Origin of the sequence: Eubacterium sp. AF17-7 (assembly GCF_003461285.1) — a bacterium.
Classification (GTDB): domain Bacteria; phylum Bacillota; class Clostridia; order Lachnospirales; family Lachnospiraceae; genus Eubacterium_U; species Eubacterium_U album.
On the sequence record NZ_QTWU01000003.1, the window covers coordinates 98,195 to 113,330 of the forward strand.

The 15,136-nt window shown below is 31.3% G+C and carries 12 protein-coding genes and 1 other annotated feature; of the genes, 1 reads left to right on the forward strand and 11 read right to left on the reverse strand.

Annotated elements, in window-relative coordinates:
• Window positions 1-122: 122 nt before the first annotated feature.
• On the forward strand, window positions 123-323 hold the full coding sequence (locus DWW96_RS05455; protein WP_117909609.1) for a hypothetical protein: 201 nt from the start codon (window positions 123-125) through the stop codon (window positions 321-323).
• Window positions 324-394: 71 nt separating this feature from the next.
• Here the strand turns inward: DWW96_RS05455 and DWW96_RS13955 are convergent, their stop codons facing one another.
• From DWW96_RS13955 to DWW96_RS05505, 11 genes are all read right to left on the reverse strand, one after another.
• Window positions 395-568, reverse strand: coding sequence for a hypothetical protein (locus DWW96_RS13955; RefSeq protein WP_158562649.1), 174 nt, complete (start codon window positions 566-568; stop codon window positions 395-397).
• Between the two features lie 176 nt (window positions 569-744).
• Window positions 745-1,863, reverse strand: coding sequence for a glycosyltransferase (locus tag DWW96_RS05460; protein ID WP_117909611.1), 1,119 nt, complete (start codon window positions 1,861-1,863; stop codon window positions 745-747).
• On the reverse strand, window positions 1,851-2,465 hold the full coding sequence (locus DWW96_RS05465; protein WP_117909613.1) for a glycerol-3-phosphate acyltransferase: 615 nt from the start codon (window positions 2,463-2,465) through the stop codon (window positions 1,851-1,853). Before DWW96_RS05465 ends, DWW96_RS05460 begins: the two co-directional genes overlap by 13 nt.
• A gap of 70 nt (window positions 2,466-2,535) precedes the next feature.
• Window positions 2,536-4,689: a PTS transporter subunit IIABC gene (locus tag DWW96_RS05470; RefSeq protein ID WP_117909615.1), complete on the reverse strand. Its 2,154-nt coding sequence runs from the start codon at window positions 4,687-4,689 to the stop codon at window positions 2,536-2,538.
• 290 nt (window positions 4,690-4,979) lie between these two features.
• A complete protein-coding gene (locus DWW96_RS05475) occupies window positions 4,980-5,297 on the reverse strand; it encodes a type II toxin-antitoxin system RelE/ParE family toxin (protein ID WP_022087890.1) in 318 nt (105 codons plus the stop codon).
• A 3-nt stretch (window positions 5,298-5,300) separates the two neighbouring features.
• Window positions 5,301-5,579 (reverse strand): type II toxin-antitoxin system Phd/YefM family antitoxin, encoded by a 279-nt coding sequence (locus DWW96_RS05480; protein WP_022087889.1) that lies wholly within the window; start codon window positions 5,577-5,579, stop codon window positions 5,301-5,303.
• 146 nt (window positions 5,580-5,725) lie between these two features.
• Window positions 5,726-6,598, reverse strand: a complete 873-nt coding sequence (locus DWW96_RS05485; protein WP_347496332.1) for a DegV family protein — start codon at window positions 6,596-6,598, stop codon at window positions 5,726-5,728.
• Window positions 6,599-6,797: 199 nt separating this feature from the next.
• Window positions 6,798-8,537 carry a S8 family peptidase gene (locus tag DWW96_RS05490; protein ID WP_117909618.1) on the reverse strand — a complete coding sequence of 580 codons (1,740 nt, stop codon included), beginning with the start codon at window positions 8,535-8,537 and terminating at the stop codon, window positions 6,798-6,800.
• Window positions 8,538-8,645: 108 nt separating this feature from the next.
• Complete coding sequence (gene tyrS / locus DWW96_RS05495) at window positions 8,646-9,869, reverse strand: tyrosine--tRNA ligase (protein ID WP_022087886.1); 1,224 nt, start codon at window positions 9,867-9,869, stop codon at window positions 8,646-8,648.
• A 192-nt stretch (window positions 9,870-10,061) separates the two neighbouring features.
• Window positions 10,062-10,294 (reverse strand) — a binding site (T-box leader).
• A gap of 141 nt (window positions 10,295-10,435) precedes the next feature.
• Window positions 10,436-11,194, reverse strand: a complete 759-nt coding sequence (locus tag DWW96_RS05500) for an NYN domain-containing protein (protein WP_117909620.1) — start codon at window positions 11,192-11,194, stop codon at window positions 10,436-10,438.
• A gap of 374 nt (window positions 11,195-11,568) precedes the next feature.
• The gene (locus tag DWW96_RS05505; protein WP_158562650.1) at window positions 11,569-14,913 is read right to left on the reverse strand and encodes an EAL domain-containing protein; all 3,345 of its coding nucleotides are present in this window, start codon (window positions 14,911-14,913) and stop codon (window positions 11,569-11,571) included.
• Window positions 14,914-15,136: the final 223 nt, after the last annotated feature.

Below are 15,136 nucleotides of genomic sequence, written 5' to 3' on the forward strand. Positions count from 1 at the left end.
ATACAATAAATTTTAATTAAATTTAGATTATTTTTCAACACCGACTGCCATTTAAAGTTCATTTTAGTTTCGCATTCTATTATATGTACAACAATTAAAATATTAAAAGGAGGATTTGTTATATGAAACAATCAGACAAATTAATTTTATCAACAATATTATCATTAAATATAGTTTCTTTGGGAATTGGATGTATTAATCTAAAATCAGTTTATGCTGATACTACTGGGACTGAAACTTCTATTGTTTTATCAGATGACGGAACTACTGTAAATGGTAAAAAGATTTATGGCAAATGGTCTAAAATCAAGAAAGTTGTTTAATCAAATAAAAACAGAGTTGGATTTTTCCAATTCCGTTTTTTATTTGAAGTAAATTTTTATAATATAATTCGCTATACATTTAAATTCCCAAGCTTTATAGTTATTTCATCATCATATACCTTGCTTACCTGTCCATAAACAGTCTTTTCTTCATTTGATTGTTTTCCTGAACTGCCTACACACCCACTAAGAGATGCACCTACCATTGTTACTGCCATAATTCCTACTAAAAATTTATGTCTCATATCTTACACTTCATTTCACTTATCTAACTGAGTTTCATCTTATGGTCATATAATAAAATGCCAACCTTAAATGAACTTAAAAAAAGCCAACAATATTTGATTTTTTCAAATATCATTGACTTTTATGATTATATTGGCAAAATATACGATATGATATCAAACAAACTTACTACAAATTACAATTTAGTTTTACACAATTCATCAGCCATATCACCAATAAGAATTCTTGCATTAGCTGAAATATTATTTTTCTGCTGACAAATCATTTTCTTTTTATTGTCTTCTTCCATTGTTTTATCACATATCTTTCCAAATTTTTCTGTAATTCTTTTAACCGGAATACTCATTCCTTTGCTGTAAAAATATCTCATGTTGTAAGTTTCGCACCCCGGAATAGGTGTAATATGGATAAAAGGCTTTCCTACAACTGCTGCCTCGGTAGAAGACAACCCACCGGGTTTTCCGATAATTAAATTACTTGCCATCATGTATTTTGCAATATCGTTCGTATGACCTATTAAAATACATTTCTCACTATATTTGTCCTTAAGTTTATTCAAAAGTTTTTTGTTATTTCCACAAATTATTATTAATTTTACATTTGTTTCCTCATAATAATCGGATAAATTCTTTACAACTTTTTCAACATTTCCCGCACCAATGCTTCCGCCTGATACCAAAATATATCTGTTACTAACACTAAGTCCAAGTTCTAGTTTAGCCTCATCCATATTAATGCTATGATCAAATACCTCTCTAACCGGAATTCCAAAAGGTCTTAATTTTTCTTTTTTTATCCCACGCTTAATATATTCTTTTTCCAAATCCTTGGCAGGAATAACATAATAATCACATTCTGTTTCCTCTGTAAACGGAATACATGTATAATCAGTTCCAACAAAAACTGTAGGTGGAAGTTCATATCCTTTTCTTTTCATTTGAGTGATGATTTCTGCCGGGAACAAATGTGGCATAATTATTATGTCGCATTTGTTTTTTTGAATATAATCTTCTATTATTGCTGCAATTCTTCCATTTGCATAATAGACCGGAGAATGAAAAGGAAGTTTTCTGTAAGCATTTCCAATTTTATACACAACTCCAAATACATTTGGAGCTTTCTGTACAAGTCCGACATATGCCCTGTCTATAACTCTTGCAAGCCTGTTACTTTTTAAAGCATATGGATTGAAAAATTTAACATTATATCCTCTTTTAATTAGTTCTTCTTTTATAGCTGCACCTGCTGCATTATGTCCACCGCCTGTGCCACATGATAATATTAACGCATCCATAATAATTTAATCCTTAACTTTTCTCTAACTTCTGTACTTTGATGTAGTCTTACTAACACAACTAATGTAATAAATAAAAATCCAACATTCACTGCCTGATTTTCATTTAATATGAATAGTCCCGCCAATGTACTCACATAAGTAACTATTGTTCTGTAAAAATGTGGAATTACTCTAAATATTAGTGAGTAAAATATAAAAAATAATGCCAAAATAATTACAGCCTTTATATCAGGTGCTAGCCCTAACAGGCATCCAAATGTTACGGCAATTCCTTTTCCTCCATGGAAATTGTCAAACATAGAACACACATGGCCAACAACAGGCATAGTTAAAACAATTGCTAGCGGAATTATTCCCATTTCCTGTGGTGTTGCTCCATTTATATACATGTGTACCGGTACAATTCCCTTTAAAAGTTCACATATAAGTGTCATGATTCCACAAGTCATTCCTCCGTACATAAATGCATTTGCTGTTCCCGGATTCTTATCTTTACTTTCTTCAATTAATTCTTCTTTATTAAATAATTTCATAAAATTTTTAGCATATAAAACACTACCTGAAATATATCCAAATAAAGCATAAAGTATTGTTCTCATAATTTATATAATTCTCCAATTGTATTTTTGTAAATATGCATATCTATACATATCTTAATACATTCGTATTTTACTCATAAAAATCAATTGCAAATAACTCTTCGCCTGCATTTATTTTTCCTTCTGCAACTAATCTGATTTTCTGATTGTCAGCTAATTCAGTACATATAACAGGTGAAGCAACTGATGGTGCATTTTGTTTTAAATATTCTAAATCAAGTTTCATTATTGTATCACCTTTTTTCATTTTGTCACCTGCTTTTACTAATACGCTAAATCCCTGTCCGCCTAATTTTACAGTATCAATTCCAATGTGAATAATCATACTTATTCCATCTTTAGTTGTAAACCCTACTGCATGTTTAGTATCAAATACAAATATAATTTCTCCATCATCAGGTGCCACAACAATTTCATCTGTCGGAGTGACTATCGCGCCATCTCCCATCATTCTACTTGCAAATGCTTCATCTGCTGCTGTATCCAAATTTGCAGATATTCCTGTAATAGGACTTGAAATTACAATTGATTTAACTATTTTCTTTTTGTCTTTATCTTCATTAAAAATATCATCTTCTTTGTCTTCATTTTTAACGGCATTATCTTTTTTATTATACTCTATATTTGGAGCTGTTTCCAGATAATCCTCAAAATTAGATTTAATAACTGTTACTCTTGGTCCATAAATAATCTGCACACCATTTCCTTTATGGACAACCCCTGACGCTCCTGTATTTTTTAGTAATGAATCATTTACTAATTCTGCTTTATAAACCGTACATCTAAGTCTTGTGGCACAACAATCTACATCTGATATATTTTTCTTTCCACCTAGTCCTTTGCAAATCATTTCTGATAATTCATCTGACGAATTTACATTATCTGCTTTTGCTTCACCTTTTTTCTTTGCTTCGACATCACTTCTTCTATATAATTTAACTTCATCACTATCATCTCTTCCCGGTGTTTTTAAATCAAGTTTATTTATTAAAAAACTAAACAACAGATAATAGACAATAAAATATACCACACCTACTATAACAATCCATATCCAGTTTGTCTTTGCATTTCCCTGCATTATACCAAAAAGAAACATATCAATAAGACCGCCTGAAAAAGTCATCCCTACACCAACTTTAAATACATGCATAAGCATATATGCAAGTCCCGCAAATACACAATGTATGCCATAAAGTAAAGGTGCAACAAAAAGGAATGTGAATTCTAACGGCTCTGTAATTCCGGTAATCATGGATGTAAGCGCAGCTGATAATAAAAGTCCTTCAACTTCTTTCTTTTTCTCTGGTTTTGCCGTTTTATACATTGCAAGTGCAGCACCCGGAAGCCCAAAAATCATAAGAGGAAATTTTCCTGACATAAATCTTGTCGCTGAAACTGAAAATTCAGTAACTGTAGGATCAGCAAGCTGTGCAAAAAATATATTTTGAGCACCTTCTATTAGCTGTCCTCCAACTTCCATCGTTCCACCAACACCTGTCTGCCAGAACGGAAGATAAAATACATGATGAAGACCAAATGGAATCAATAATCTTTCCATAAATCCATACACCCAGGTTCCTGCATATCCTGAATTAAGTACTAAATCACCAACGGAATATATACCACTTTGAATTACAGGCCATATAAAGAACATTAAAATACCTACTAACGTATATACCAAAGAACATATAATAGGGACAAATCTTGTTCCTCCAAAAAACGATAGCACCTGTGGCAACTGTATTTTGTAAAATTTATTATGCAATGCTGCAACTCCTAATCCTACAATAATACCGCCAAAAACTCCCATCTGAAGAGAAGTTATGCCCACAACATCAGCTGTAGCACCTTCTAACATTTTTTCTGCTCCGCCGTTAATTGTTATCATTGCGCCAATTGATGCATGCATTATAAAAAATGCTATTGCTGCCGACAGTGCTGCAACTTCTTTTTCTTTCTTAGCCATACCAATGGCAACGCCCATTGCAAATATAATAGGTAGATTAGCAAATACTATATTCCCTGCATCACTCATAACCTGAAATATAGCATTAAATAATGTTCCCGGTCCCATTACATTCCAAAGTCCGTATGTCTTTAACATTGTTTCATTCGTAAATGAACTACCAAGTCCAAGCAATAAACCTGCAACCGGTAGAATTGCTATTGGAAGCATAAATGATCTTCCTACTCGCTGTAATACGCCAAAAATTTTATCTTTCATTTTATATCTCCTTTTTACTTATTTTTGACTATATTTTTTATATCATTCATGCTTTTTACACATTCACATATGTAACACGGAATGTGATTAGTAAATTAACTCTTACAATCATCCTGTCACACCTGAAACTATTTTAAATTTTCTACAATATAAACCTGACCTATAAACAATTTTTCTTTACTATAAATCTGACATAAAAACATTCTCTAAATACAGGAAATCCTCCTTAACATACTCGTTAAGAAGGATTCCCTTTAACATTTTTATTCAATTTAAAACTTTTTATTAATTTATAAACCTTGTATAATATTCAAATAATCCTGTCGTTGATCTATAACTGCATATACAACTACCTGCTTGTTTACTTCATCAATTTTATAAAAAACTAAATTTTTTTCTAAAATAAGTACTTTATAGCCCTGTCGCCTAAGTATAGAATATCTTGGATTTGTTCCAATATATGGATCTTCACCTAACTGAAGAATTCTCTTTTCAATATCATCTAGTTTTTCAAGTGCAACCGTATTTCCAAAATTCTGAGCAATATATAGTATTATTTTTCTAATTCCTGCATCAGCTGTATCAGTTCTTATCACCTCATATTTCATCACTTACCCCTCCTGAAACATTTTACGTAAATCATCAAATGTATCACTTATCGGGGCAACCCTACCATTTTTCACATCATCCTCTGCTTCAGCTAGCACTTCTAACAACTCTATTCGTGCTTTCATATTTTTATATTCTTCATATGATAGAGAAACTGTATCTCCTCTACCATTTACTGTAATAATTACTGCTTCTTTATTTTCCTTACACTGCTTAGATATTTCATTATAATGATTTCTTAAATCAGCAGATGGTCTTATTGATTCCTGTATAGATAACATTATAATCACCTCCACATATATTATATGCAAATTATATCATAATTTTGCTATCTCTTTCAACTATCTATGTATAAAATTGTACTAAAACGTGTTAAGAAAATTTTACTTTTAATACAATATCTTCATAATAATAAATATTTACATCTTTATGGTCTTACAGAATATCCTATTCCAAGTCCTCCCGGTCCAATATGACATGTTATTCCCATTGGTAAATAATCCCATAACACTTTTATTTCAGGGAAAGCTTCCTGTATTTCATTAACCCACTTCTTTGTTTCTTCTTCATCAGCACTTGATGCTGCTAAAATATGTACATTTCCTTTTTCAAAGTCTTCTGCATAGTCTGTTGTAACTATTCTTTTCACTTCCTCTATCATTACTGTTTTTGCCTTTATCAATCCTCTACAATTTTTAAAAGAATCAAGTGTACCAATATCAAATTTTAAAATTGGCTTAACTTTAAGCATTCCACCTACAAGTGCTACACTAGATGAAATTCTTCCACCTTTCTTTAAATATTTCAAATCATCTACAGCAACAAAAATTCCCATTTTTCCTTTTGCATCTTCAAGTCTGTTCTTTATTTCCTTCGCACTACAACCTTCATTGAACAACTCGATTGCATCTAAAACAGACTGTTTCATAGGCGTTGAAACTCTTCCGTTATCAACTACAAAAACTTTGCCATCATAATCATCATTCTGTGCCATAGCCATTGCTGTTGAACATGAGCCACTAAGTCCACTGCTTATTGGTATATAAACTAATTCTTCGTATTCTTTTAAAATTTCATCCCATAAGTTCATAACTGCCTCAGGTGATGGCTGTGATGTACTTACATTCTCATCGTTTTTAAGCAATTCTATAAATTCTTCTCTACTTATATCTTTACCTTCGTAATGACATTGATCATTAATGTAAAATGGCATTGGCAACACATATATCCCAAGTTTTTTAGCTTCTTCCTGTGTTATTCCGCTATGACTATCAGTTAAAATTCCTGTCTTCTTCATCATTATTCCTCCAAATGTATATATAACTACAAACTAACGTATTATCAAATTCAAATATCAAAATATATCCCACTAATTAATTGGCATATGTTGTATGCCACGCAATTTACTTTATAAAATAAACAACTTTAAACGGTTAACTAGACAACTATACCATTATCTGTCCATAAAGTCTATAGTCCTATAGTACAAATTTCAAACATCATCTCGGTATACTACTTCTAATACATAATGCTCCCCATCCCATCATAGGATTAGGCCATTTTTCAAATCCATCTATTTTCCTTGCTCCTCTTATCAGATAAGCCTTAAGTTTTTCTCCATATAAATACTTGTCATTTCCATTAACTATGCCCCATTCCATAAGCAATGCTGCTGCCCCTGAAACAAATGGGGTTGCCATTGAAGTCCCACTTTTTACTGAAAGTCCTCCGCCAACTGCTGCAGATATTATATCTACTCCCGGTGCTACAATATCCGGTTTAATTTGATTTGTTTCTCTTGTAAATCCTCTTCCTGAAAAGTCTGCATATGTCTGCCTGTTACTATCATACGCTCCTACAGTAATTGCTTTAGAAGCAGTTGATGGAATTGTCAACGTAGTGTAAGGTATAGGATTTAAAAACCTTGTATTTGTCCCTAATGAAGCCTCAACAGGCAACCACATATTATACGCTCCTAACACTGATTTAACCGATGTTATCCTCACAGTCCAAATACCTGACTGAATATACATATCTTCAGGCACGAATTGAACATATACCTCCTGATATATGCTATAAGGTTTAGGTGTTCCATAATATACCATCAACCTTGTTCTATCTGAAGAGATATTATATTTCATAACTTCATTTGCATCAGTAAAAATTCCGGTACTTTCGCCTGTTGGTGAAATTAATTCTATTTCAAATATATCTGCATAAGACTTCCATATTTGCAAATTAAGGGAATTTTGATAATTTGATACTGCAAATTCTATATTTTCTGTTTCACCTGTATCGATTTTTCCACTTGTATGTCCCCCCGCATTTCCTTCGTTTCCTGAACCTATTACAACGGATATTCTTTCCCTTGCAGATATCTCGTTAATATATGTTTCAAGCAATGATGTGCCATCATGAGAACCATAGTTATTTCCAAAGCTTAAATTTATAACAATCGGCATTTTCAGCTCTTCTGCTTTCCTTGTTACATAATCAATTGCCTCCATAAGTTCTATTGTTGTCGGAAACGAATTTTCTCTCGGTGTCGCCAATTTAACAATTAACAATTTGCTTTTAGTTGCTATTCCGATATTATTTCTTTTATCGTTTGCAAAATTTCCTGCAGCAATACCTGCTACATGAGTTCCATGTCCTGAATAATCTCTTGATGGTACAATTTCATATCTTTCTCTAAAATCCGGTGCATTTATTGCTGCATTTATCTGACTATCCGTATAAAATGTTCCTCTGTTAAAACCGTATGTATTTTCGCCATTCCCTATTGTCTGATCCCAAATCTCAATAATTCTAGTTTTCCCAAATTCATCTATAAATGCTGAATTTGCATAATCTATTCCACTGTCTATTACCGCAATAATTACCCCTTCTCCATATATACCAAACTGATTCTGTGCATTTGTAACACATGCTTCACTTCTGTTATTTATAACTGCAAAATATAACGGTTTTGCTTTTTCAATATAAATAACACTGTCATCCTCAGCAAGTTTATCAATAGTTTCTTTTGGCACAGATAATATTGCAAAATTATTTGACAATATTTCATATTGTATTCCATTATATTTTTCTAAAAAATCCGGAGTTCCCGTGAACCTTATAATCAAATCCCAGGAGTTATCTATTGGATTAAAACCTGCTGATAGTTCCCGGCATTTATCTAATTCCTGAATATTAGCTTCCAAGGCAACATTCAATAAATTTTCTATTTTTCCGTTCATAAACATACCTAAAAAAACACTTATTACATTCTATGAAAATTTCTTACCATAATTACTTAGAATGTAATAAGTGTTCTACTTTTTGTATTATCGATTCTGAATTAAATCTTAGTCCATAATTGCCTTATGGAATTTCTTTTTACCTTTTTTAATCTTTGCTCCTTCTTTTAACATTGATTCCGTAACAACAAAGCCTATGTCAGAAACTTTTTCATCATTAACAGATACGCCACCCTGCTGTACAAGTCTTCTTGCTTCACTCTTTGTTCCTGCTAATCCACAAGTTACCATTAAATCCATGATTCCAATTCCACCATCTGTTAACTGATCCGGTGTAATTGTAGATGTTGGCATATTTGAATCATCTCCACCACCTGCAAATAATGCCTTTGATGCTTCTTCAGCTTTCTTTGCTTCTTCTTCACCATGAACCATCTTTGTAAGTTCGAATGCAAGAATTTCTTTTGCTTTATTTAACTGGCTTCCTTCCCATTCATCCATCTTATCAATTTCTTCAAGTGGAAGGAATGTTAACATACGGATACATTTTAATACGTCTTTATCTCCTACATTTCTCCAGTACTGGTAAAATTCAAATGGAGATGTTTTATTAGCGTCAAGCCATACTGCTCCGTTAGCTGTCTTACCCATTTTCTTTCCTTCTGAATTCATAAGAAGTGTAATTGTCATGGCATAAGCATCTTTTCCAAGTTTACGACGGATTAATTCTGTACCACCCAACATATTTGACCACTGATCATCTCCACCAAACTGCATGTTACATCCATATTCTTTAAATAAATGATAAAAGTCATATGACTGCATAATCATATAGTTAAATTCAAGGAATGTTAAACCTTTTTCCATTCTCTGCTTGTAGCATTCTGCACGAAGCATATTGTTAACTGAGAAACATGGTCCTACTTCACGTAATACATCAATGTAGTTAAGTTTTAATAACCAATCAGCATTGTTTACTGCAATAGCTCCACCTTCTCCAAAATCAATAAATCTTTCCATCTGCTTCTTAAAACATTCGCAGTTATGTTCAATTGTTTCAGGTGTAAGCATCTGACGTAAATCGTTACGTCCTGAAGGATCACCTATGTATCCTGTTCCACCACCAAGCAATACAACAGGTCTGTTGCCTGCCATCTGTAATCTCTTCATAAGACATAAAGCCATAAAATGACCTACATGAAGTGAATCTGCTGTAGGATCAAATCCAATATAAAATGTTGCTTTTCCTGTGTTAATTAATTCTTTAATTTCTTCTTCATCTGTAACCTGGGCTATAAGACCACGTGCTACTAATTCATCATAAATTGTCATCTTTTTTTCCTTTCTTAAATTAAAATTCATTAAATTTCTTTATAAGTGTTTCAAGTTATTAGGATACTTATTAAATTTTTGATACCGATATGCAATTTTCTATTATCTGCGAAAATTAAAATTGCATTTTTTAAGCTTAGATTCATAAATATGACCTTGCCATACATAAAAAAAACCTCTGCATCTTACGATACAGAGGGCATTAACTGCGGTACCACCTCTAAATAAAAATTTCTCACGAAATCTTCCTCTACGAGTGCAAACACACTCTTGCGCTATAACGGGCGCTCCCGACATTCCCTACTCATTTCTTTTCAGGTTGTAACTCCAGGATGTATTTCACAAAATCTACTTCATAATCTCACACCAACCGATTACTCTCTTGCAAGTACAATTAAGTTACTTCTTCCTCTCAACGTCTTATAAATAATTAATCTTTTTCTATACTAACTTTTTGTAGCAAAAAAATCAACTGTTTTTTAATATTTTTATTCCTTCCAAAATTAAAATTTTAAATTTCACTCTTCCATCGTGCTGTGGAATTTGCTTTTAGATAAACGGAATTTTTATTCCTTCTCCCAAATACCATCATTTGAAATCTTATTCCAATCTGCTTTCAATACAGAAACAACTTTTCCCCTCTTAAATTTCTTCTCTTCCTGATATAAATACTTCTGTTTTATTAATCCGTCAACAGCAACCTTTACTTTATCTTTCGGAACTTTATTATAATCCGCTACACACTGAATGGTCTTCCAATATGTAACAACTGAACGATTTTTCTGTTTCTGTTTATATAAACTATTTAGAATAAGTTCATTATAATGATGTTTTTCCTGTGACTGTCTTGGCATCTCGACATAACTTGTTGCGACTGATTTAAGTTTATTACTAAATGAATATTTAACCCCATAAATAATAACTTTTTTACCTATTTCTTTTAAATACTCTGCAACTTTAGTAAAATGCGCATCCCCTGTAAATAAAACATATACTTTAGTTTTGTCCTTTTTTGCAGCACTTCTATAAATCGCATCTAAAATAATCACATCCGTAAAATCTTTATCAACGCCTTCTTTATCGCTGGCTGTATGTATAATATTCTTAGTAATTCCTTTTAATCTTTCTAAATCATTTCCTATATTGTATTTTGAAAAATCCCCAAAAACATATAAACTTGTAACATTATATTCCTGTTTTAGTTCTTCAATCCACTCTTCAATATTAGGCTTCATCTGAAACTTATTTCTATATGCATAATACCAATGTTCATAGTCAACAAACACTTGTGCTTCCAGTTTCTTATCTTTTTTTAATCCAAACATTTACTTCCTCCTTTTTATATTTGGGCTAATTAAGGATACCCATAATCCTTTGTTCATTGAAATTTTCTTATCAAAGTGATACCTCTTTGACTTATCAAACAATAGAAGCCTTTGTACGCACCAACTACATAATCAAGTATAGTCTTTATATATCCTGTTTCTTTTCCCCGATATATAACATAAGGAGCCTTACGGCTCCTTATGGCTGCAAACACACACATTATACAATATATAAATGTAGGTGTCAAAATTCAGATTATTTAAAGTATTTACAGATTCAGATTTTCTTGTAATATTTACTGCCTGTTAAATATTAACTAAACACTTGCAAAACTTTAATTATCTGCATAAAATTATAATCTTTGCAACTTCATTTAATCAATATAATTAAGCAATCCAATTACTCCATTGTTTTTTTCAGTTGGTGTGTATAAAACAATATGACTTAATAAAGCTTTTCTTACTTTTCCATCCTTGTCAAAACAATTTATCTGAATTTTTTTATTTGTTTTCTGTAATTTTGTTTGTTTATAGAATTCAATAAATTTATAAACGTCTTCATTTACGATTACATTTCCCTTAATAAATTCTATATAATCAACATTATCCGCTTCTACATTAAATGTTTCTTTTGTCTTTGTTCCTAAATCGCAAATATTGGTATCCATTGATACGTGCCAATATATGTATTTTTCTTCTTCCAGTCCAAATCTAATATTATCAAGCATTCCATTAATAATATTATCATCCTGTATTTTCTTTGTAATATCTTCTGCAAAATGTATAAGCGCATACCCTGAATTCCAAGGTACTTTTCTTATTCTAATATTATATGTCTTACCTGTATCCTCATTCTTAACGTCAACTTCTTTAATAAGTTCATTACAGAATTTATCACAATGTTCACATGGTGCATTCGAATCCCATATTGTCTCATGACATTTTAATCCAATAAGTTCTTTTGTTTTATCAGAAGTTAATTCTTCCTTTGCTGCACGATTCATATACAATAATTCTTTTGTTTTTTCATTGCATATAAATATAATTTCATGTGATTCTTCAATAAGCCATCCCATGTTTCTAACATCTATAGGCATTGACATTTCTTCATTACCTGTATATATCTGGAACTGATTCTTTCCTAATTTCTTAGCCTGAATAAGTGCCATGTCAGCACATCTGTAAAGTTCTTTATATTCTGTCACATGAGCCGGAAACATTGCAACACCTATTGAACATGAAATCTTCATTTCTCCCACATTAATACGTAGTTTATTTCTCAATATTTCCATTTCGTTATTAAGTTCATCTATTGTCATTCCACGCTTTATAAATACAGCAAATTCGTCTCCACCAAATCTACACGATAAATTTTCTTCTGAAAAAGCACTGTCAAGAATATTGGCCACATTAATTATTGCCTGATCACCCATAATGTGTCCAAGACTATCATTTACTCCCTTAAAATTATCAATATCAATCATAAGGAATATAGCTTCTTTTCCTGAACTGCTCAAGAACAATCTTACCTGTCTTTCAAACTCTTTTCTGTTAAGAAGTCCTGTCATTGTATCAAGTTTAACCTGACCTTCAACAACTCGTAATTTCTGAATTACCTTTTTACGATGCTCTTCAAATAATCTTTCAACCGTATTGTTTAATTCATATTTGTCATATGGTTTAAACAGCATACCATCTGCACCGTTTTTAAATGCAATATCTTTATATACATTTTCATTGTCACCTGTTGTATATAATACCGGAATCTCATCTAATTTATCGTTCTTTTTCATTTCGTAAAGTAAATGAAACTTATCTTCTTCATTTATATTAGTATCTACAACTGTTAAAATAATGTTGTAATAATTCTTCTTTATAAATTGATAAGCTTCTTCTTCATTGTCAAACTCTACAAATCTATATTCCGTATCCAGATAGTTTCTAAACATTTCACGGTTTCTTTGTAATTCATCCACAAGGACTATCACTTCTGTCTCGCCGTTCTGGTCATCTATTGATAATTTCTTGTACTCTTTATAACTCTCTAAATTAAAAATTGGAATTATATCTTCACTTAATAATTTATTTTTAAATTCCTGTTCAGGTATCGGTCTTGAGAAATAATATCCCTGTACAAAATTACATTTTAATCTTCTCAAATACTGAATATGTTCTTCTGTCTCTGCACCTTCAACTACAATTATAAGATTCATCCATTTTGCCAGATTTACTATTGAACTGATAATATTATGGCTATTCTTATTTTTCTGTTCATTCTGAATGAATTTCATATCAAGCTTAATTATATCTATTGGAAGTTCAGCTAAAATATTCAATGATGAATATCCACTTCCAAAGTCATCCATCTCTATAATAAATCCATATTCTTTTAATCTTCTGACTACTTCTAAAATATTTTCAGTATTTTCCATATATGCTGATTCTGTAATTTCTAAGTGTAAGTATGTAGGTGATAGATTATGTCTTTCAACCATACTTTTAAGAATCTCCGGAAGTCCTTCTTTGTAAATATCTTTTCTTGATACATTGACAGATACCGGAAGAATCTTATTGTGTTCATTCTTCATTTTCTCAATGAATCCACATACATGCTCCCATATATATATATCGAGTTCAGTAATAAATCCATTTTCTTCAAATATCGGAATAAATTCACCCGGCGAAATAAATCCTAATTCCGGATGTTGCCATCTTATAAGTGCCTCTGCTCCAATCATCTTATTAGTCTGAATATCATATTTAGGCTGATAATACACCTTGAAATCCTCATTCATAAGAGATTGTTTCATAGTTTTTGTAATCTGAATATTCTGCTGATTTTTACTCATTAATGCATCGTCATATATGTACACATCATGATCATATGTGAGTTTAGCCTGATTACATGCTGCAATAGCATTATCGCACATAGAATTTATAATGATGCTCTTATCTTCAATATTGTATACACCAAATTTAAAACTTATTTTTGCTTCATAAAATCTCTGATATACCATCTTCGTAGCATATATTAAAGTATTAATTATATTATCGGATTCCTTAGATAAAAAGTAAAAAATATCTGAATGGGCACGGGCAAACAACACATCCTTATTTTCAAATATTCCATTTAGCATCTCAGTATAAAATTTTAAAAGGCTGTCTCCCTCTTTCCATCCAAATGCATCATTAAAATATTTAAATTTTTCTATATCTGACGCAATAATTTGATATTTTTCTTCCGGATTACTTTTTATTATTTCTTTTGCCTTTCTATAAAAAGCCTTTCTGTTATAAGCTCCTGTCAAAGAATCTCTTTCAGCATCTCTAAGTCTGTAAATAGATTCTTTCATATCGATAAGATTATCGATTCTTCTAAGCAATACTTTGATATTATATGGCTTATTTACAAAATCATTAGCGCCTAAAGCCAAGGCCTTCTCTTCCGTTTCATCCGCATCTTTATCTGTTGTTACAATTACAGGTATTTTATTATATTCCGGTTCTTTCTTAAATTCTTCAAGAAATCCATATCCGTCCATAACCGGCATTACAATGTCTAATAAAATTGCAGAAATACGTTCACTGTCTGTTTTTAAAATTTCTAATGCCTCAAGACCATTCTCAGCCCCAATAACAGTATATCTGTCTTCTAATAAGGCTTTAAGAATTTCTCTGTTCATTTCCTGGTCTTCAACAACTAAAACCGTTTTCTTCATATGTCCTCCAGTCATTATTATCTCGCATTTATAATCAATCTATAGTCATTATTATAATTTTTCTAAATTGAATATTAATTTTCCGTTATTCCATATGAATATTATACTACATATACAGTTTTATTCAACAAAACTCAATTACTAATCTGGTAACTTTTTTATTATGCTTTTTATACTTTTTTATTGTTTTTTGAATCATTTTTTAATGTTATTCTTTTTTATT